This is a genomic window from Clostridium beijerinckii HUN142 (assembly GCF_000621745.1).
Classification (GTDB): Bacteria; Bacillota; Clostridia; order Clostridiales; family Clostridiaceae; genus Clostridium; species Clostridium beijerinckii_A.
This window is the reverse complement of the sequence record NZ_KK211335.1, coordinates 469650-489787: the sequence shown is the minus strand read 5'-3', so window position 1 is coordinate 489787 and position 20138 is coordinate 469650. Positions and strand designations below refer to the sequence as shown.

The window sequence follows — 20138 nt, the reverse complement described above, 5'->3', positions numbered from 1 at the left end:
CTCAACTTTTAAACTTAAATCTATTATTGCAATATATATTAATTTTTTGCCGAGTTTAGATTTTAATGTTTACTTTCACCATAATGAACATGCAATAATTCCTTTGTCTTATCCTTTAACATTCCTTCATATAAAGATTTAACAACTGGATTTTCTTCACTTCTTTTGATTTGTGTAGCCTTATCTACTTTGTATAATCCTTTTGCTCTTTCATTTTTCTCTTCCATTAATCCAAAAGGTTGTCCTGCTCCAGCTATACACCCTCCAGGACATGCCATGACTTCTACAAAGTCAAAATGTTCTTCTCCACTCTTGATTTTTTCAATTAAACTTTCTGCATTTCTAAGACCACTAACAATGCCTATTCTAATAGGTTTACCTTTAACTTGAAGTTCACATATTTTTACCCCTTTCATACCTCGAACGCCTATAAATTCTATATCCTTTAACATTCTTGGAGCGTTATCTTTAATAACTTCACGAATAACAGCTTCCGTCACTCCTCCTGTAACCCCAAATATTACTCCAGAGCCAGAGTATAAAGATAGCGGTATATCTGAAGATTCCGCCTCAATTTCATTAAACTGTATTCCAATTTCTTTGATCATTGCACATAATTCTGCTGTAGTAATTACATAATCAACATCTGGAATATTATCGCTTATAAATTCTTCTCTAGCTGCCTCTGCTTTTTTAGCTGTACATGGCATAACTGCTACAGATATTGTTTCTCTATCCTCTAAAGAATCTTTTTCTTTGAAATACGCCTTTACAACAGCACCAAACATCTCCATTGGTGATTTACAACTAGATACATAAGGCAATAATTCTGGATATTTATTTTCTACATATCTTACCCATGCCGGACAACAGGAAGTAAATAGTGGAAACTCATTGTCGTCCGATTCTAACTTCTTTAAGAATTCTTTTGATTCTTCAATTACTGTTAAATCAGCACTTAGAGAAGTATCATAAATATTTTCAAATCCCAATCTTCTCATGGCTGCAGCAATTTTCCCCATAACATTTTCACCAGATTTTATACCGAATTCTTCACCTAAAGCAACTCGCACTGCAGGAGCAACTTGTACTACAACCCTCTGCTTAGGGTTATATATTGCTTTCCAAACATTTTTAATATCACTTCTAATAATTATTGCTCCAGTAGGACACACTGTAGCACATTGTCCACAATTCACACAATCTGTATCTGCAAGACTTTTCCCAAATGCCGGACTTACTACCATATTTGAACCTCTATGGGCAAAATCAATTGCTCCTACACTTTGTATTTCATTGCACATCCTAACACAGTCGCCACATAAAATGCATTTATTTGGATCCCTAATGATTGATTTAGATGATGTATCTAAATCTTTTTTTCCCTCAATGCTTTTAAACCTAATGTTTGTCAAACCAAAGCGTAATGCCAGTTTTTGGAGCTTACATTTGCTATTCTTTTCACATATAGTGCAATCTCTACAATGTGTTGCAAGCAACAATTCTAAAATTACCTTACGATACTTTTGAAGCTTTGGTGTATTAGTTCTAATTGACATCATATCTTTTGGTGGCGTAGAACAAGATGTTAAAATGCTACCTCTTTCATCCTCGACCACACACATTCTGCATGCCCCATAAACTGATAAATCTGTATAGTAACAAAGAGTTGGTAAATCAATTCCTGCTTTTCTAACTAAATCTAAGATATTTTTTTCTCTATCAAATTCTATCCTATTGCCGTCAATAACCATATATTTTGACATATTTTTTTACCATCCTTTCTGTAATTTATAAACTTCATATTATAAATAATGAAAAAGAGAATAATATTATTGAAGAACTCCTTAAATTACTCTAATCGCCTTAAATGTACAACCTTCAATACAATTACCACATTTAATGCATTTTGACTTATCAATGACATATGATTTCTTTATTTCTCCTGTAATAGCTCCTACAGGACATCCCTTAGCACACTTTGAACAACCTCTACATTTCTCCTTATCAATTTCATATGAAATTAATGACTTACATACACCTCCTGAGCACTTTTTATCTACAACATGTTCTATATATTCATCTCTAAAATATCTTAATGTGCTTCTAACTGGAAATGCTGCGCTCTTTCCAAGCCCACAAAGCGCGGTATCTGAAATAGTTTCTGCTAATTCTTCTAATGTATCAATGTGTTCCAAAGTACCTTTACCCTCTACTATATCATTCAATAGTTCTAACATTCTTCTAGTACCTTCTCTGCATGGTATACATTTACCACAAGATTCATTTTGAGTGAAATTCATAAAGAAACGAGCCATTTCAACCATACAATTTTTATCATTCATAACAACTAGGCCTCCACTTCCAATCATGGCACCTACTTTCTTTAACGAATCAAAATCCAAAGTTAAATCAAGATGATTTTCACGAAGGCATAGACAGCCCCCAGACGGTCCACCAATTTGTACTGCCTTAAATTCTCCACCTTTTACTCCTCCTCCAATATCAAATATAATCTTTCTCAATGTTGTGCCCATTGGAACTTCTATTAATCCAGTATTATTTACATTTCCCGTAAGAGCGAACGCTTTGGTTCCATAATTATTTTCAGTCCCCATAGTTTTATACCACTGCACCCCTTTATTAATTATTGGGGCCACATTGCAAAATGTTTCTACATTATTCAGTACTGTTGGTTTGCCAAACAAACCTTGTTCTACAGTTCTTGGAGGCTTAACTCTAGGCATACCACGGTTTCCTTCAATTGAAGCTGTTAGAGCACTACCTTCTCCACATACAAATGCCCCTGCACCTTGGTTAATCTGAATATGAAAATCAAAACCTGAATTTAATATATTATCACCCAAAAGTCCTTTTTCCATAGCTTGTTCAATAGCTATTCGCAATCTTTTTACTGCAAGAGGATATTCTGCACGAACATATATATATCCATTGTGTGCTTTTATTGCAATTCCTGCAATAATCATCCCCTCAATAACACCGTGTGGATTTCCTTCCATCATACTTCTATCCATAAATGCTCCCGGATCACCTTCATCACCATTGCATACAATATATTTTTCCGATTCCGCCTGCTTTAATACCTGAGCCCATTTCTTCCCTGTAGGAAATCCACCACCGCCACGGCCTCTTAAATGTGCCTCAGACATTTCATTAATAATTTCTTCAGAAGTCATGTCAAAAAGAGCTTTCGCAGTAGCACTATATCCGCCTTCTGCTAAATACTCTTCAATAGATTCTGCATTAACATGACCACAATTATTCAAAGCTACACGAGTTTGCTTTTTATAAAACGGAATATCTTCTTGCTTACTATAAAGCTTGTCCCCATCCTTATAACTTAAACTAGCAACTACTTCATTCCTAATAATACTTTTTTCAATAATTTCTTCACAATCATCTATACTTACCTTTATATATAGCCACCCCTCCGGTTCAATTCTTATTAAAGGTCCCATTTCACAAAATCCATGACATCCACTCTTTTTCAAACCTATAGTATTGTCATGCGGTTCTTCCTTTAATTCTAATGTAACCTCTAATCCCTTTTCTTTTATTATCTCCTTAAGTCTTCTATAAATATTTAGAGATCCACCTGCTACACATCCAGTTCCTGCACATACTAATATTTGCTTACGTTGTGTACCTAAAGCAGCTTTATATTTCGAGCTTATAGAATTTAACTCTTCTCTTGTATTAATTCTCATTTGCTAAATCCTCCTTTAACTGCTTAATCAAATTCTTTGCTTTCTCTGGTGTCATTGACGGATGTACTACATCGTTTACAGTACAAACCGGAGCTAATCCACATGCCCCTAGACAAGATACTGTTTCTACTGTAAAATTCATATCATCGGTTGTACGTTTTTTCCCTGAAAGCCCTAATTCACTCCTAAACTCACTAAGAATAGGATCTGATTTTCTTACGTGACAAGCAGTTCCATCACAAATTCTAATCACGTATTTTCCTTTCGGTTCTAAAGAGAAATTTTCATAAAATGTTGCTACTCCATATACTTTAGCTTCACTAAGCTTAAGTTCTTTTGCTATATAGCACAACGCCTCTTCTGGCAGGTACCGGTATTCCTTTTGAATTTCCTGCATAATAGTAATAATTTGTGTCTTGTCATAATTGTTAGAAATTAAAATATCATCTAGTTTTTTTATTTCTTTTTGATTTACCATGATCATCCACCCTCCTATTATATATAATTAAGTACCTTTTATATCAAGACCACTATGAGTCAAGATTTCTCTTATTAGTATCTATTATTCTACATGTAATCATTTTCTCCTTTGTTTTAACATTGATTACACAAATAACTTGCTATGTAAAATAATGTATGTTAATTTACAATTATTTATCCATATAAATTTTTGCAAAAAGAACATATAAAATATTAAAAATTCCTAATTAAACAAGTAAAAAATAGCATAAAAACCACTGTATATATAAATTCTAACATTAGTGGTTCTTTTTTTATTTCTATCTATTAACTAAAATATATTTTGTAAGAATACTTAAATTAGTTTATAATCAATAGCGATTAAGATACTAAACATAGTTTTAATATAAATAATAATTGTGAGGTGTAGGCAAATGCAAAAGATACTTAGACCTGTATATGCAGAAATAGATTTAGATGCAATAGCTTATAATATGAAAAATATAAAAAACTTAGCGAAAGATAAAGATGTCATCGCGGTCGTTAAAGCGGATTGTTATGGTCATGGAGCTTTAGATGTGGTTCCAACTTTACTTGAAAATGGTGCATCAAGACTTGCCGTAGCAGTCCTAACAGAAGGAATTGAACTCAGAAATGATAATATAAAAGCCCCTATTATGATACTCGGATATACCCCTTCGTATCTAAACGAAGAATTAATAAAATATGATCTTGAACAAACTGTATATGACTTAGATTATGCGAAAGAATTATCAAAAACAGCATTAAGCGTTAATAAAAAAGCTAAAATCCACATAGCGATTGATACTGGAATGGGAAGAATAGGATTTCTACCAACTGAAAAAGCAATAGATGATATCTGTAAAATCTGTTCCTTAGAAGGACTAGAAGTAATCGGAATATTTACTCATTTTTCTACTTCTGATGAGAAGGATAAAGAATATACTAATGAACAATTTGAAAAATTTACGGATTTGCTAAAGAAACTTTCAAATCTTAATATAGAAATTCCTATAAAACACGTCTCTAATAGCGGCGCAATCATGGACATGCCAAAAACTTACCTAGATGCTGTTCGTGCTGGAATCATACTTTACGGCTATTATCCATCAAATGAAGTAAAAAAAGAAAATCTTTCTTTAAAACCAGCATTAACATTAAAAGCAATTATAACTCGCGTTCAAGAAATGGATAAAGGCATGTATATAAGTTATGGAAGAACTTTTAAGACTGAGAGAAAAAGTTTAATCGCTACTATACCAATAGGCTATGCAGATGGTTATTCTAGATTACTAGCCCCAAATGCTAAAGTTATTATAAATGGACAATTTGCTCCTGTTGTCGGAAGAATATGTATGGATCAATGTATGATTGATGTTACAGATATTAATGGTGATATAAACGTTGGCAATGAAGTTATAATTCTTGGCGAACAAGATGGACTCAAATTTAATGCAGATAATTTCGCAGAAATAATGGGAACAATCAATTACGAAATACTTTGTATGCTTAAATATAGAATTCCAAGGGTTTATATTAAAAACGGAAAAATATTTAATGTAAGAAATTATCTCTAGATTAAATTTATTTATAAAAATAAACTTTATGCTTTTATTCTATCTTGTTAGTTATTAAGTTGAAAATTTAAACACTTCTATATAAATACAAATAACGATGTCTATGTAAATTTATGTATAGACATCGTTATTTGTATTTATTAAAATTTTATATTATCAACTACTAATCTTCATGTTTATCCCAGAGACATTCTGATATACTAATTTCTGAAAATACGGCCTCAAATGATGACTTTGATGGACTACACGCATATAAACCAAAGTTTATCTTTCTGTCACCTTTAAACAAATGAAATATTCTCATTTGCTTAAAAACTTTTCCATCAGTAGAATTTTCAATACAATAGTCGCTTTCTCTACGGCTAAGTCTATAATACATCGTCTTAATATTTGCCTCTATGTCGGTAGTTGCCCAATCTGAAAAGCCATTATTAGTAACTACACTTCCCAACCTCTGGTATTTTTCATTTTCATATTCTACAGACGCTTTAAACCAATTACTATCGTCTTGATAAATTATAACTCCACATTGATCAAATTGTTTTCTACTATTAAAGTCAGTTTTAATAGTAAAGGAAAAAAAATTTTCTTCAGTTTCAAGTAATAATGCAGGTGCATTATCATTTCTAAATCCATAGTAAGTTCTTTGCCAAAAATCTGTATTCGGTTCTGTTTTAATAATAATCCTTTGATTTTCTAAATCAAATTTACTAGATCTGTTAATCCATTCAGCTTTACTAAAATCTAAATTTAACATCTCTAAACACTCCATTTTTTTAAGATACCTTTATTTGGTCAGATTTATAAGCATGCATTTATATAATAGAAATTCTATTTCCTTCTTTAATCTAACTAATTCTTCAGAACTTATATTTTTCAATTCATCTTTTGTATTAGTAAATTCCTCACTTAATTCATCAAATAAAACTAATACTTCTTCTTTACTTATTTCTTTCAGTTCATCTAAGTATTTTCTTAGAGTCCCTTCAATATTATTTGCCCAATTATCTATCGCATTTATAGATATTTCAATTGTATTTTTCTGCCAAGTTAGGGAGTCGTATAAAAAGAATATAGAATCTGTAAAAACATTTAAAGATTCGGTAATTCCTTTTAATGATGTAGCTTTTATTGTTTTTAATAAATGATTCAAGTTATTATTAGTTTCTCCAATAGATGATCTTTCAAATGTGCTAGCAAGCTTCTTTAAGTTTTTACTAACAGCATAATTATTTTCTGAATTATTGAATTTACCTTTATATGCCGTTCTAAACATTTCTCCTGTGGCTCTTTCAATAGAATCCCCTCTGTGTTTTTCTATAATATCTTCTACAACCTTGTTATATGAAGGTGTGCTTCTTTTAACATTCTCTCTCAGCTTAATGATCTCTGCATTTAGAATATTCTCAACTTCTCTACCTAAATTAATAACTTCATCTTCAATATAAGCATTTAAATTTTCAGTTTCCTCATTTGTTAGCTTTGGAACATAGTAATGCTGCATTAAGGTGAAGGTTTCTTCTTTCATTGACCATTTACTTTCATCATATACATAATTCGTAATATTTTCCTTGATTTTTATATCGGATTTTCCTATAAGCCTTACTGCTTTTAATTTTATTTTTACAAATCCATTTTCTATGATATCTAGTATCGCCTCTTTTTTATCTAAAAATTCCTTAATTACATTAGCTTTTTCCACTACTTCTTCTTTTTCACATTCTATTTCTGCAATTCTAGAACTAATTTTTATATCACATTCACGTAATAAGTAATCCTGATAATTCTTCAAAGTTTCTGAAAGTTCTTCTTCTTTATCTGGATCATTAACTTTTTTGTAAATATAATTCCAAAGCTTATCTGTATCAGGATTCTTTTCAATACTACTTTCAATAAGAAATGCTTCTATATCTTTATGAATACACTCACAAACACTTTTTTTAATTTCATGAATTCTCTTATTATTAACATCTATATTTTGTGGGCACATATTTACTGCAAGTACAACTTCTACATTATCATTGATAATTTCCCCAACATACTTTAAAAACTGAAAATCATCTTCTCCAATTCCACTCTTATAAGACACAACGTATATTATAAAATCACTTTCTGGTATAAAATTCTTTAAAACTTCTTCATGTCTTTCAACAAGCGATCCATATCCAGGAGTATCAAAAATTCTCATTCCAGAGTATCTCGGATCTTTGCATGGTCCAATATACCTCAATCTATTTAGACTACTACATGGTTTTACTGTAAGATTGGAGAATTTATCTACATCCAAAACATCTATGCTTAAATCGTTATTTATAGCAAATAACGTCTCTTCAGAATTCTCATCTATTATAACCTCTGTGACAACTCCAGTTGTTGGTTTAACACTCTCCACTAGTATTTTCCTTTGAAAAATACTATTTATTAAGGCACTTTTTCCTGAGCTAGTTTCTCCTAACATAACAATATAGTGAGCTGGATTAATTATTCTATCTTTTATTAATAAGTTCTTTGCTGTAATTTCATCATTATCAAGAATATTAACGACCTTATCAATCCTGCTTTGTCTATCAACGCAGCTTTTAAAAATATTCATAATATTTATTTCTCCTTATACTCCTCAATTAATTCCTTCAATGTTTTTAAATCTTTTTCGAACTCTAAAATATTTTCTTCGTTATAAGTAGTTTCATACTGATCTTCCAAATTCTCCATATCCTGCTTAAATACATTTTCTAGATTTGCTTTCATTGCCTTTATTGATTCATCTATTTCTTTTTGTTTTGCCATTAGATCTCCAGTTATTTCTTCTTTTAAATATATTTCTAAATCCTCTATCATTGGCTCCAAATCTTTTAAAGTATAGTGAGCTCTGCTTTCAACTATTTTTTTTCGCATATGATCTCCAATCAAAGAAAAGGCTAAACTTATCCCCATTCCAACCAGAATTCCTACAGGACCTCCAAGCATTCCTACTGCTCCAACTGTTCCAATTACTCCGGTTGATACCCCAAGTAATGCTGGGATTGACTTTTCATATTTTATTGAACTCTTTTTATTAAAAAAAGATATATTCTCATAAGTTCCATTAAAACCTTTTATCTTTATATTTTCAAATTTACTATTTATATTTTTTATAAATTCACCAATACTGTTCAAAATCTCATCCATTATATTATTTATCGCTTTATCAGATGTTTCTTTATATATTAAGCTAAGCCTATTGCCATCAACTATTCCTTTATTTATAATTCTTCTTAACTCTACTCTTAAATTTTCAATGTTTTCTTTTATTATTTTAGATGAATTATCTATGATATTATTCATTTCATCTTCTGCATAAGTTCGAAAGTTTCTTAAATTTCTTTTATTCTCTGATAATATTGTTTTTATCTCTTTGATTCTTTCTTCTTTTTCTAGCGTATTTTGCTTGTCTTCATTTAATGCTAAAGTCTTATAAGTAGTTATCCTATCATTAATGTTCCTTAAAGCTTCGTTAATTCTTTGATTTAAAACATTTATTAAATCTTTATTATATTCTTTCGATATATTTTTAATTTTCTCTATTACATTAACTATTCCTGAATCATTATAAGCAGCTTCATCTCCAGTGAATTTTCCTTTAACAGCTTCATAAACATTTACTATATCAACTTTTATCTCTCTCTCTTCATTATGAGCGTAACTTATACTACTTAATACACCTGAGTTATGTTCTCTTGCCTCATTTGCATCTTCAATGCTTTCATCATTCCATTTATTTTGAACAAAAATAGTATTAGCTAATTTAGGCCATAAAGCATTTATAAAATTTTTCTCTGATCTTGTGATAGGAGGATTTGTCCTAATCAAAAATATTCCCGCTGTTAGCTTGTCTACATACTCTAAAGTAGTTTTCTGATTTTGTGGCGTTAAGCTTCCCACTCCTGGTAAATCAACAAGTACTATATTATCTTTTAAAATATCGTTTTTATTATATAATACTATTTTAGATACTTTAAGATTATTAGCTTCATTATAATCGTTATGTACATATTTCTCCAATTCATTTATATGTATATCTTCTTTTCTTCCATTAAGATAATATACTACAGCTTCATCAATATTCTCTCCATATCTGACCTCAACCGGTACACAAGTTGTTTCATCAACATCTGTAGGTAATATATTTTCCTCCATCAATATGGCATTTAAAAAACTACTTTTTCCTGCACCTTGAATTCCCAAAACTGGAACTATTATTTCTTTCTTATTTAAATTCTCAATAAAATGTTTAAAATATTTATTATAATCTATACCTTGTTTGCCATTATTAATATACTTTTCTAATAAACTATAAAACCTTTCATCTTCTATTAAATTTATATATGTCATTATTTATTATCTCCTTCTTCTGAAAATCTTAGAAAAGAATGATTTATTCCCCCACTCTACCTCTTCCTGTATGCAATCAATCTTGCTATTAAGCTCATTTTCTAATTTATTTATTAATTCTATTATACTATCTTTATCTTCAATTTTACTGTCAATATCCTTAATTTTTCCTAAAATTGAATTTTTATTATTAATTAAGTTATACTCCACCGATTTTTCTAGAGATTCAACTTTATTTTCAATAGATTTTTCAACCACTTCTAATTTTTCTTCTATTTTATTCAAATTAATATTATCTAATTTATTTAAAATCGCTTCTTTATTATTTGCTGCATCTTTTACTACTTTTAATCCCAAGATTGCCAATCTTTCTTCTATTGATTTAAACAGCACCTTGCTTTGCTCTTCTATACTCTTTTGTATTACTATTTCCAATCTCTTTTCTGTCGCTTCTCTTATTTTCAATATGCTCTTATTTAAATCTTCAAGTTTTTCTTCAAATTCTTCTTCCTGAAACTCTTGAAAGTTTTCTCTTAAATCATTTATTTTTCTCTCTACTGGCTTTAATTTCTCCGTTAATTCCTCTGTCATATTTCTAGATGCTCTTGAAAGTAAACTTAACATATCATCTTGTATTTCACTCATTATATTTTTTGTAACTTCATCACTTTGAATCAAAATTGATCTTTCTTCCATTATGTATTCATACTCCTTCCTCTTTAGAGGTATTCAAAAAATAGCTTAAAATCTTTTCAATAGTTTCTTGTTCTTCCGCTCCTCTTGATAAAGGATTTTCAATCAGTTTTTCTTTTATAACTTTATAATCACTTATCAAAAATTCATGAATCTCTTGTAATTCTATTAGCGCCATATTATATATTGGATTTTTAGAATTAATCAATATATACTCAGGTCTTATACTGTTAAACCTGCTAATCACCTTATCTTTTAGACTTTTAACTTCTATCAGTAGCTCCTCTATATTATTTGCATTTATAAATTCTCTGCATGAATCTATTACTAAATTAACTGATAAATTGCTATTATCCTTAAAGAAATAGTTTAAATTTCTACTTTCTAAAATCTGCTTTTTAGAATTTCCAATTTGTATCCCATTAAAAATAATAAACATACTATACGTCATATCTTTTATATTCCTAAGTTTTTCATAAAACTTAAGAGTGCCTTTTCCAGATTCATAAATAATAGCTATATCTCCAAATCTATATAGACCTTCCCTCTTTATTACTTCACACTCTTCCGAACCTAAATCAATTCCATAAATTCTAGAAATGAAATCTCTGCAAGAATCTATATCCCATGTCCAGAAAAGCTTTAGTCCTCTATTTTCAAACTTTTCCTCACACTTTTTATTTATATACTTTCCAACTAATAGATAATTCTTTTCTAAAACTTTATTACTTAACATGTAAAAATTATAATGCATATTTGAAATATTATATGAAATATTTTTTTCATAATTATCATTTGTTACTGCTACCTCACTTTTTACATCAACTCTTAAATTGGAGAGCTTGCCTTTAATAGCTATTAGCTCCTTATTTACTTCTCCTATATCATAAAGCTCTATATTTTGTTCTTTTTTTTCTTCAAATTCATCTGTTCTTCTTGCTACTTCCTCATAAAAAGTATCTATAACTTTTGTATATTGATTACTCCATTCCTTTAATATACTTATATATCTACCCTTATTTTCACTACATATTTTTTGAGCCATTTTAATAGTCTCATCTTTATCTATTATTCTTTCATCATATCCTACTTCCTTATATCCCCACTCCTTATCAAATATATTAGATAATAATCTTTTTCCCTTATTTAGGACTCCTTCTTTTTTAAATAACATAGTTCTTTCTTCATATTTATGCTTAATCTCGATATTTCTACTTTCGATACTCGGCAAAACATAAGATGACCTTATATCTAAATTAAGGCTATCATATATTCTCCTTTTAGCTTTTTCACACCTCTTAACAGTGCTTAAAATATCGCTTTCAATATATAAATTTTTATTGTTAATTCTATCTACTATATCTAAATAATCTTCAATATTTTCAGATGACACAGATGATATTTCATTCATAATCCTTGTAATAACATTTTCAATTTCTTTTATTTTTTCAGCTATTTCATTCTGGGCACACTCAAATTTATTCGCAAGATTATCAATTTCTTTATTATTTACATTTATTAGTGCTTCTATTTCACCCAAGTTATTCCCATTTATGATTTTTTCATCAGTTGAAATTATATTATCAATTTTTTCTATTAGGCTTTCAGCTCTTTGTCCATTAAGCTTTGGAATAGTATTTTCCGCACAGTTTTCTATGGTCTTAATAAACATATCAAAATTAGAATTAGCATATCTTTCATCATCCTTATTTACAATACCCTTCAGTGCATTAAGCGCTGATATTTGAATAACTTCCGATATTTTTTTGTCATCTGTAATTTCTCTTAAAATCTTCTCTGCCCTCTTTTTATGCTTTTTTAATATAGTAATTTTATCTTCTTCAACTATTCCATTCTTACCAATCTTCTCTTCAATTGAATCTATCATATTTTGTACTAGAATTATCTGCTTTTCTTTTTCACTTACGATTTTAATTTTTTCAGCATTTGTTGCATCACTATTAGCCTTAACTGTAGTTACAAATATGCAGATATCAATTGTCGGAAGTAAAATCTCTAATGTCAATTTTTCATGATTCTCTAAGTTCCATGCATCTAATCCAGGGCTATCAATTATATGTATATTTTCATCTAACATGAAATAGGGTGTTTTTATATCAATCTGAGTGACATTAAGCTTGTTTCCAGGGTTTTTGCTCTCATCTGCATATTCTGCTATAGCATCCTCATTTAAATTTTCTGTCTCTAATATTTTAGGTTTACTATCTTTAAAATAAATAATAGCTTGTCTCTTTAATCCTTTTGATGCTGTAATTATAATACTTGAACTAGGCCTTATAGCCATAGGTAAAATCTTTTCACCAAGAAGAGCATTTACTAAAGTAGATTTTCCACTACTAGTTATTCCCATAATAGCAATCCTTATTATGTTATCATCATAAATGCTTTTTCGTTCTTCAAACCATGCTATATCTCTATTATATCTGTTCTCTCTATAATTATTTTTACTTAAAACTCCATTTATCTCATTAATTATATTTAATATGTATTTATCTTTTCTCATAAAACTCTCCATAACAATTAGACTAATTCATGCTATATTTTATTTATGTATTTTCATAGTTCTGACAAGGCATATGAAATAAAATAACAAATCCAAAATGCCATGATTATTTTTCATTAAGCGAAGAAGTGTAGATTGGACTCATATCAAGCCCATTAGTGCAATCTGCTGATAAACAGATAAGTGAAAGTCCAAATCTATGATTTAGTTTCTTGAACTTAGTTAACTCATTTATGAGTTAATCTCCTATAAAAATGATTTAGTGTGAATCGCTTACTCAGTGAGCGTAGCGAGTCGAATTTCCTCTATAATGGGAAATAGACTTGACAGATGGAATTATTATTTTTTGATTATGCCTAAATATATATTATCATAATTAAGCATACTTATCTAAGCAAATACTTCCTGAATAATAAAGTTTTCACAACTTTACTACCATTTTTTACATAATGGTAGGCATTATTAATAAAAACCTTCCTATTTATATATTTTAATTTAGCAAATTAATAAGGCTCTATATTAATTTGCTAAATATAAAAACTTGAAAGAAATATTTAGGTATTCTTTCAAGTTTTTATAAATATATAGATCAAATTTCTATAAATCAAAAAAAATTATGTTTTATTTTAATTATATGTATTATTTTAATCCCTCAAATTTTCATTAAATATATGTCTAAATTTTTCGCTATTATATTTAGTTTTATCAATCTGTTTTACAGACATTGCTCCCATTATACTATTTGTTATAATTACCTCTTCTGAGTGTGTTAGATCATCCATAGTAATACTTTTTTTAGTTACCTTAAATTCTTTCATAATTTTATCTCTTACTATACCTTTTAATAATCCATCTTCACTTTTTGGAGTAAAAATTTCATTATTTTTTATAATAAATATATTTGCACAGCTTGTTTCTGTAACATTCCCTTGTTCATTTAAAAATATTACATCATCATATCCTAATTTCTTAGCATTCTCTTTTTCAATTATATTTTCTATATAACATGTAGATTTGATACAGGATAATCGTGAAGTACTGTTTCGTCTCACCTTTGAAATTGTTAACGACATTCCTTTTCTATAATCGTCATCTTTATATGGATTTTCTCTTTCGGTTATTATAATATTTAAAGGTGTAACAATTATTTTCAAGACTTTATCTTTTATCTTCAATTTACTTAAATGATCTCTTAAAAATTTTTCTTCTAATAATGGCTGCAAATTTAATTTCAACATATCCTTTTTTAATCTCTGTAAATGCTCCTCTAAGTATATTGGTTTCTCATTACAAAGAATTGTTTCAAATACTCCTCTCCCAAAAAATACTCCATCGTCAAGTATTACTTTATCACCACCATGAACTACACTTCTCACTATAATACCTCCATCAATGCTTTAGCTTTGTCTATTGTCTCTAGCCACTCTTCTTCTTCAATAGATTCCCAAGTTATTCCTCCGCCAACTCCTAAATATGCTTTATTTCCTTTTTTTACAATAGTTCTAATAACTATATTAAAATCACTATTTCCTCTTAAATCAAAGTATCCTATAGAGCCTGTATAGATATTTCTTTTCAGCTTCTCGAGCTCTTCTATTATTTCCATTGCCCGTATCTTAGGCGCTCCTGTAATTGATCCTCCTGGAAAGCACTCTCTTATGCACTTTACTGAAGACACATCCTCTCTTAATGTTCCTTCTATTGTTGCCACAAGATGAAATACAGTTTCATACTCCTCTAACTTAAAAAGTTCTGTGACTTTTACTGATCTAAGTTTACAAACTTTACTCAGATCATTTCTTTCCAAATCAACAATCATTAAAAGCTCGGATTTATCTTTTTCTGAATCCATTAGCTCATTTTTATTTTTCTCATCTTCCTCATGATTTTTTCCTCTGGGCCTAGTTCCCTTAATTGGTCTTGTTTGGACCTTTCCATCTATAATTGATAAAAATCTCTCAGGCGAAGAACTTATTATTTGAAAATCCTTAAAATTCATATATGCTGAAAATGGTGCTTTATTAGTATTTCTCAATCTTCTATATATTTCATATGGCTTCTCACTATTATTACACCATATTCTTCTAGTCATATTAGCTATATATACATCTCCACTTCTAATATATTCTTTAAGCGATACTATAGATTTTTTATACTCTTCTTTATTAAAATTCGAAAAGAATTCATTATTTGACTTTTTTAAATTTGCTAAAACACCCTCAATATAATTTTCTAAGCACTTTTCTATCTTCTGTATACTGCTTTTAGGCTCTTCAAGTTGTCCAACTGAAGTTATATAAGTCTTTTTATTTTGTAAATCAAATATTATTAAATTATCAAAGAAAATAAAAATACTGTCCGGCATACTAAAATCTTCATTTGAGTTATTAGGCAGATTCTCTAGCACTCTTCCTATATCATAAGAAAAATAGCCGATAGCACCACTCACAAAAGGAATGTTGCTCTTAATAGTAATTTTATAACCCGCAATAATTTCGTCTAATTTTTCAAATGGATCTATATCATCATATTCTTCATTATCAATCGTTACCTTTCTGCCTCTAGAGATAAATTTTTTATATGGATTCAATCCAATAAAAGAATACTTTGATAACAGTTTATCTTCTTTCGAGCTATCTAAAAATATAGAATCTTGACTATCTTTAAAAAGATTATATGTATAAAAAGGATTATAATATGTATTTAGCTCTTTAATCTTAAAATCTATCATCTCTAAACCTCTTGCACTCTAAAATAAAATTCTCTAAGATTTTATGGCCTTCTTCCGTAAGTTCTGCTTCTGGATGAAATTGAACTCCATATATAGGTAGTTTATTATGTCTAATACCCATAATCACGCCGTCTGATGTCTCTGCCGTAACCACCAATTCTCTTGGAAGATTCTTCTTATTAATAATTAGTGAGTGATATCTAGTCACTTTTAATGGATTCCTAATATTGTGAAACACTCCCATATCATCATGTATTATTTCACTTATTTTACCATGCATAGGCCTATCACCTTTAACTATTTCCCCACCAAAATAATGCCCTATGCATTGATGTCCAAGGCATATTCCGAATATAGGAATTTCATTTTTGAATTTATCAATAATATCCAAACACAAACCTGCTTGCTTAGGATTCTTGGGCCCTGGCGAAATAACTATACCAGAATATTTACTATTTCTAATACATTCTAAATTAATTTTGTCATTTCTAACTACTTCTACAACTTCTCCAATCTCTTCAAAATATCTAACTAGATTGTATACAAAAGAATCATAATTATCTATCATTAGTAACACTTTAATCATTCCTTTTTTAATTTAATCATTATAACTATATATGTTATGATTAAGTTTCTACATATTTATTTTAGCATTAAATAAAATTCTGTTCTATTATTCTATTTTCTCGTTCGTAATCTAAAATATCTATCTTGCCTTACTCTTCTTAATACATTATGTTAGTATCTTGTATTACCTCCAAAGAATTATCCATATGTTAATAATCTATAATTTTTATTTATTATACATATATTCTCTAGTCATAGGAATATCATCGTTTATGCCTTTCGAGATTAATAGTTGATGAATATCTACCATCCCATTATTAAATATTGCCGCACATGAACAGAGATAAAGTTCCCACATTCTTATAAATTCTTCATCAAACATTTTAGAAACCTCGCTTCTATTATTATTGAAATTTTCTCTCCAATACAACAAAGTCTTAACATAGTGCCTTCTAAGATTTTCAACATCGATGATATGGAAATTATAATTGCTACAAATGTTTATAATCTCTCTAAAGCTTGGAATAACTGCCCCTTTAAGAATATACTTTTTAATCCATGGATCTACAGAATATTCTTTTAATGAACTAATATAATGAAATAAACATAAACCTTTTGGTTTTAAAACAGAATCAATATTTTTTATAAACAGCTCATAATTATCTCTTCCAATATGCTCAATCATGCCAACACTTACAATTCTGTCAAATGATAACCCACTTTCAGTTAAGCTTCGGTAATCCATGAGTCTAACTTCTAGTAAACTTTCAAGCTTTCTTTCTTTTATTCTTTCATTAAATTTTTTATATTGCTCTTCACTTGATGTAATTCCAACACCATGAATTCTGTATTTTTTTGCAGCTTCAATAAGCAAAAATCCCCATCCACATCCTAAATCTAAGATGCTCATGCCTTCTTTTATGTTTAACTTTGTTAGTATATGATGAATTTTATTAATTTGAGCATCATGTAAGCTATCACTATTTGACTTAAAATATCCACATGAATATGTCATAGTATCATCAAGCCATAAGCTATAAAAATTATTTCCTATATCGTAGTGGCTCTGAAACTCACCTTTTTGTTTTTTTAAGGAATTAGGCTGAAAAATTGCACTTTTTATAAACTTGTTATCTGATGAAACTTTATTAATTTGGCTAAGAAATGCATTTATAACTTCAAATAAATCACCTTTTATTTCTATATTGCCTTTGATATAAGCTTCTCCAATAGCAAGAAACGTACTTCTAATCAAATCAGTTTTCCTTATTTCATCCTTAATATCTATTTCAAATTTAGGTGTACCTTTCCCTACAATATATTCTTTATTATTTTTAAACCTAATTCTATATGGTATATCATCAAATCTTGACAGATATTTAATATAAAGATTATTTATAATATTCATATAGCACTCCCTTCCGTAATTTAGATCATGATTAATGTATACTATCATGTAATTACAAATATGCTATAGGTTAAATATAGTATTCTATTGAACGGACATAATTAAAGAGATAGCCGAGAACCTACAATAATTGTAATCTTCTCTAACTATCTCTTAACTAACTTCTCTACTCATTTTATTTTGTTTAATATATAAATTTCCTCTAATATAGTTACTTAAATAAAGCCTATTGAATTAAAATTCTACTGTCATCCCTAATAGTTTCGTTTAATTTAGGTAATATAATTTGTAATTCTCCATTTTGAAATTTTGCAGAAATTCTTGATCTATCAACGTTCTTAACAGGAAAAGCCCTTGATATTTTTCCATAAGCTCTTTCTCTTCTAATATAGTTATCTTTTTCCTCATTTATCTCTTCATTTCTAAGAGCCGAAATAATTAAAGTATTATCCCTATACTCAAGGTTTATATCTTCTTTCTTAACGCCAGGTAATTCCGCACTCACTAAATATTCATTTTGGGTTTCTCTTATGTCCGCATTAAATTTCTGATTATTTTCAAAGCCAAAACTCATTGGTGAAAAAAAATCATCGTTGAAAAATCCACTGAAAAAATCGTCAATTGAAACTCCTTTCTTATCTAATCCATTAGTTCTAAAAGGTATCAATCCAAACATACTAAGACCTCCTTAAAATATTTATTATTCTTGTTGCATTTTTTATTTGTTTTTACAAATAAATTATATTCCAAAAGTCAAAGAAGGTCAAAGTCTGTTTTTTGGTTTTATCTTTTTTTTATTGTTGTCTTAGCTGATTATGCAAAATCATCTCTTATTTATTAGCTTTTTCTTTTACTTTCTTTAGTACATTCTTACAATCACAACCTTCAAATAATTTCCCTCTGGAAATTTATCTGTAACTGCAAAATCTTCTGGAAGATTATGTTCTTCTAGAATTTCATAATTTTTATGCAATTCTTTAAAGGCTTCATCTATAAACTTCTTAAATTTGCTCATATTAAAAGTGGCACAGTTTGTTGAAGCTATAATTACACCTTCGTTTTCTGTTATATCTATAGCCGATTTAACCAATTCTTTATAGTCTTTTGCTGCGCTAAATCTATTATCTTTTGATGTTGCAAAACTTGGTGGATCAAGAATGACTACATCAAATTTTAATTTTTCCTTTTTTGCACGTTTAAAATAAAGGAAAATATCCTCAACAATTATTTCATGTTTTGTAAAATCAATATTATTTATAGTAAAGTTTTCAGTTGTTTTTTCTAAGCTTCGGCTTGCTAAATCGACACTTGTAGTAATAGCACCGCCTTTTGCAGCCGCCATTGAAAATGCTCCTGTATAGGAAAAAGTATTTAAAACTCTTTTATTATTAGCATATTTATCTTTGATAGACTTTCTTACTTCCTTTTGATCTAAAAATACTCCAACCATCGCTCCATCATTTAAATAAATCGAGAACTTAACTTTATTTTCTTTAACTATAAGAGGTTCAGGCGCTCTTCTTCCACAAACATAGCTATCTTCATCCACAACCATACCATTTTCTTCAAACCTCTTTTTTTCATATATCCCATCAAAAGAAACTAAACTTTTTATAGCTTTAATTATGTTATCTTTAAATGTATATATGCCTCTGCTGTACCATGTGATAAGATAATATTCATCGAAATAGTCAATTGTAAGACCTCCTATTCCATCACCTTCACCATTAAATACTCTAAACGCAGTCGTGTCTTTTGAATGATAAAACTTCATTCTTTTGGAAAATGCATTCCTAACCTTATCATAGAAAAATTTGTAATCCAAATTACTATTTTTACTGTTACTTAAAATCCAACCACAGCCTTTATTTTGTTTTCCGTAATACCCCTTTCCTAAAAAGGTCTTTTTTTCATCTATAAGAGTTATGATTTGACCTTCCTCTTTTAAATCTTTTATATTATCAAACGCTTCTTCAAGGATTAAAGGATATCCATTTTTATATTTCTTAATAAATTCTTTTTTTACTGTAAGTATTGCTTCTTTCATATATGCATGTAC

Annotated in this window: 15 protein-coding genes; 1 reads left to right on the top strand and 14 read right to left on the bottom strand. The window is 29.0% G+C overall.

Going from position 1 to position 20138, the window contains the following annotated elements:
• Positions 1 to 62: 62 nt before the first annotated feature.
• The 3 genes from T483_RS0120340 to T483_RS0120330 form a co-directional block, all read right to left on the bottom strand.
• Positions 63 to 1766, bottom strand: coding sequence for a [FeFe] hydrogenase, group A (locus tag T483_RS0120340; RefSeq protein WP_026888482.1), 1704 nt, complete (start codon positions 1764 to 1766; stop codon positions 63 to 65).
• 81 nt (positions 1767 to 1847) lie between these two features.
• Positions 1848 to 3728: an NADH-quinone oxidoreductase subunit NuoF gene (gene nuoF / locus T483_RS0120335; protein ID WP_026888481.1), complete on the bottom strand. Its 1881-nt coding sequence runs from the start codon at positions 3726 to 3728 to the stop codon at positions 1848 to 1850.
• Positions 3718 to 4206: a complex I 24 kDa subunit family protein gene (locus tag T483_RS0120330; RefSeq protein WP_026888480.1), complete on the bottom strand. Its 489-nt coding sequence runs from the start codon at positions 4204 to 4206 to the stop codon at positions 3718 to 3720. The genes nuoF and T483_RS0120330 overlap by 11 nt, the downstream gene beginning before the upstream one ends.
• A 415-nt stretch (positions 4207 to 4621) precedes the next feature.
• Between T483_RS0120330 and alr the strand changes: the two genes are divergently transcribed.
• Positions 4622 to 5785, top strand: a complete 1164-nt coding sequence (gene alr / locus T483_RS0120325; protein WP_026888479.1) for an alanine racemase — start codon at positions 4622 to 4624, stop codon at positions 5783 to 5785.
• A 163-nt stretch (positions 5786 to 5948) separates the two neighbouring features.
• Here alr and T483_RS0120320 read toward each other — a convergent pair whose 3' ends face one another.
• The 11 genes from T483_RS0120320 to T483_RS0120270 all read right to left on the bottom strand — a co-directional run bounded on the left by T483_RS0120320 (position 5949) and on the right by T483_RS0120270 (position 20126).
• Positions 5949 to 6542, bottom strand: coding sequence for a DUF1349 domain-containing protein (locus tag T483_RS0120320; protein ID WP_026888478.1), 594 nt, complete (start codon positions 6540 to 6542; stop codon positions 5949 to 5951).
• Between the two features lie 30 nt (positions 6543 to 6572).
• Positions 6573 to 8378, bottom strand: a complete 1806-nt coding sequence (locus T483_RS0120315) for a dynamin family protein (RefSeq protein ID WP_026888477.1) — start codon at positions 8376 to 8378, stop codon at positions 6573 to 6575.
• A gap of 5 nt (positions 8379 to 8383) precedes the next feature.
• Positions 8384 to 10156, bottom strand: a complete 1773-nt coding sequence (locus T483_RS0120310; protein WP_026888476.1) for a dynamin family protein — start codon at positions 10154 to 10156, stop codon at positions 8384 to 8386.
• Between the two features lie 6 nt (positions 10157 to 10162).
• Positions 10163 to 10852 (bottom strand): hypothetical protein, encoded by a 690-nt coding sequence (locus tag T483_RS0120305; RefSeq protein WP_026888475.1) that lies wholly within the window; start codon positions 10850 to 10852, stop codon positions 10163 to 10165.
• A 7-nt stretch (positions 10853 to 10859) separates the two neighbouring features.
• The gene (locus T483_RS0120300; protein WP_026888474.1) at positions 10860 to 13373 is read right to left on the bottom strand and encodes a dynamin family protein; all 2514 of its coding nucleotides are present in this window, start codon (positions 13371 to 13373) and stop codon (positions 10860 to 10862) included.
• A 644-nt stretch (positions 13374 to 14017) separates the two neighbouring features.
• Entirely contained in the window at positions 14018 to 14749 is a 732-nt protein-coding gene (locus tag T483_RS0120295) for an aminotransferase class IV (RefSeq protein WP_026888473.1), read from the bottom strand.
• Positions 14749 to 16104 (bottom strand): aminodeoxychorismate synthase component I, encoded by a 1356-nt coding sequence (gene pabB / locus T483_RS0120290; protein WP_035790405.1) that lies wholly within the window; start codon positions 16102 to 16104, stop codon positions 14749 to 14751. Before pabB ends, T483_RS0120295 begins: the two co-directional genes overlap by 1 nt.
• Complete coding sequence (locus T483_RS0120285) at positions 16091 to 16681, bottom strand: anthranilate synthase component II (protein WP_026888471.1); 591 nt, start codon at positions 16679 to 16681, stop codon at positions 16091 to 16093. Before T483_RS0120285 ends, pabB begins: the two co-directional genes overlap by 14 nt.
• A 216-nt stretch (positions 16682 to 16897) precedes the next feature.
• Positions 16898 to 18079 carry an SAM-dependent methyltransferase gene (locus tag T483_RS0120280; RefSeq protein WP_026888470.1) on the bottom strand — a complete coding sequence of 394 codons (1182 nt, stop codon included), beginning with the start codon at positions 18077 to 18079 and terminating at the stop codon, positions 16898 to 16900.
• 226 nt (positions 18080 to 18305) lie between these two features.
• A complete protein-coding gene (locus T483_RS0120275; protein ID WP_026888469.1) occupies positions 18306 to 18755 on the bottom strand; it encodes an Hsp20/alpha crystallin family protein in 450 nt (149 codons plus the stop codon).
• Positions 18756 to 18938: 183 nt separating this feature from the next.
• The gene (locus tag T483_RS0120270) at positions 18939 to 20126 is read right to left on the bottom strand and encodes a class I SAM-dependent rRNA methyltransferase (protein ID WP_026888468.1); all 1188 of its coding nucleotides are present in this window, start codon (positions 20124 to 20126) and stop codon (positions 18939 to 18941) included.
• Positions 20127 to 20138: the final 12 nt, after the last annotated feature.

Bases quoted from the DNA above. Each gene is read 5' to 3' on its own strand.
- T483_RS0120280 (WP_026888470.1), bottom strand. From the start codon at position 18,079: ATGAATATTATAAATAATCTTTATATTAAATATCTGTCAAGATTTGAT.
- pabB (WP_035790405.1), bottom strand. From the start codon at position 16,104: ATGATAGATTTTAAGATTAAAGAGCTAAATACATATTATAATCCTTTT.
- nuoF (WP_026888481.1), bottom strand. From the start codon at position 3,728: ATGAGAATTAATACAAGAGAAGAGTTAAATTCTATAAGCTCGAAATAT.
- T483_RS0120330 (WP_026888480.1), bottom strand. From the start codon at position 4,206: ATGGTAAATCAAAAAGAAATAAAAAAACTAGATGATATTTTAATTTCT.
- T483_RS0120320 (WP_026888478.1), bottom strand. From the start codon at position 6,542: ATGTTAAATTTAGATTTTAGTAAAGCTGAATGGATTAACAGATCTAGT.
- T483_RS0120310 (WP_026888476.1), bottom strand. From the start codon at position 10,156: ATGACATATATAAATTTAATAGAAGATGAAAGGTTTTATAGTTTATTA.
- T483_RS0120275 (WP_026888469.1), bottom strand. From the start codon at position 18,755: ATGTTTGGATTGATACCTTTTAGAACTAATGGATTAGATAAGAAAGGA.
- T483_RS0120315 (WP_026888477.1), bottom strand. From the start codon at position 8,378: ATGAATATTTTTAAAAGCTGCGTTGATAGACAAAGCAGGATTGATAAG.
- T483_RS0120305 (WP_026888475.1), bottom strand. From the start codon at position 10,852: ATGGAAGAAAGATCAATTTTGATTCAAAGTGATGAAGTTACAAAAAAT.
- alr (WP_026888479.1), top strand. From the start codon at position 4,622: ATGCAAAAGATACTTAGACCTGTATATGCAGAAATAGATTTAGATGCA.
- T483_RS0120300 (WP_026888474.1), bottom strand. From the start codon at position 13,373: ATGAGAAAAGATAAATACATATTAAATATAATTAATGAGATAAATGGA.
- T483_RS0120340 (WP_026888482.1), bottom strand. From the start codon at position 1,766: ATGTCAAAATATATGGTTATTGACGGCAATAGGATAGAATTTGATAGA.
- T483_RS0120270 (WP_026888468.1), bottom strand. From the start codon at position 20,126: ATGAAAGAAGCAATACTTACAGTAAAAAAAGAATTTATTAAGAAATAT.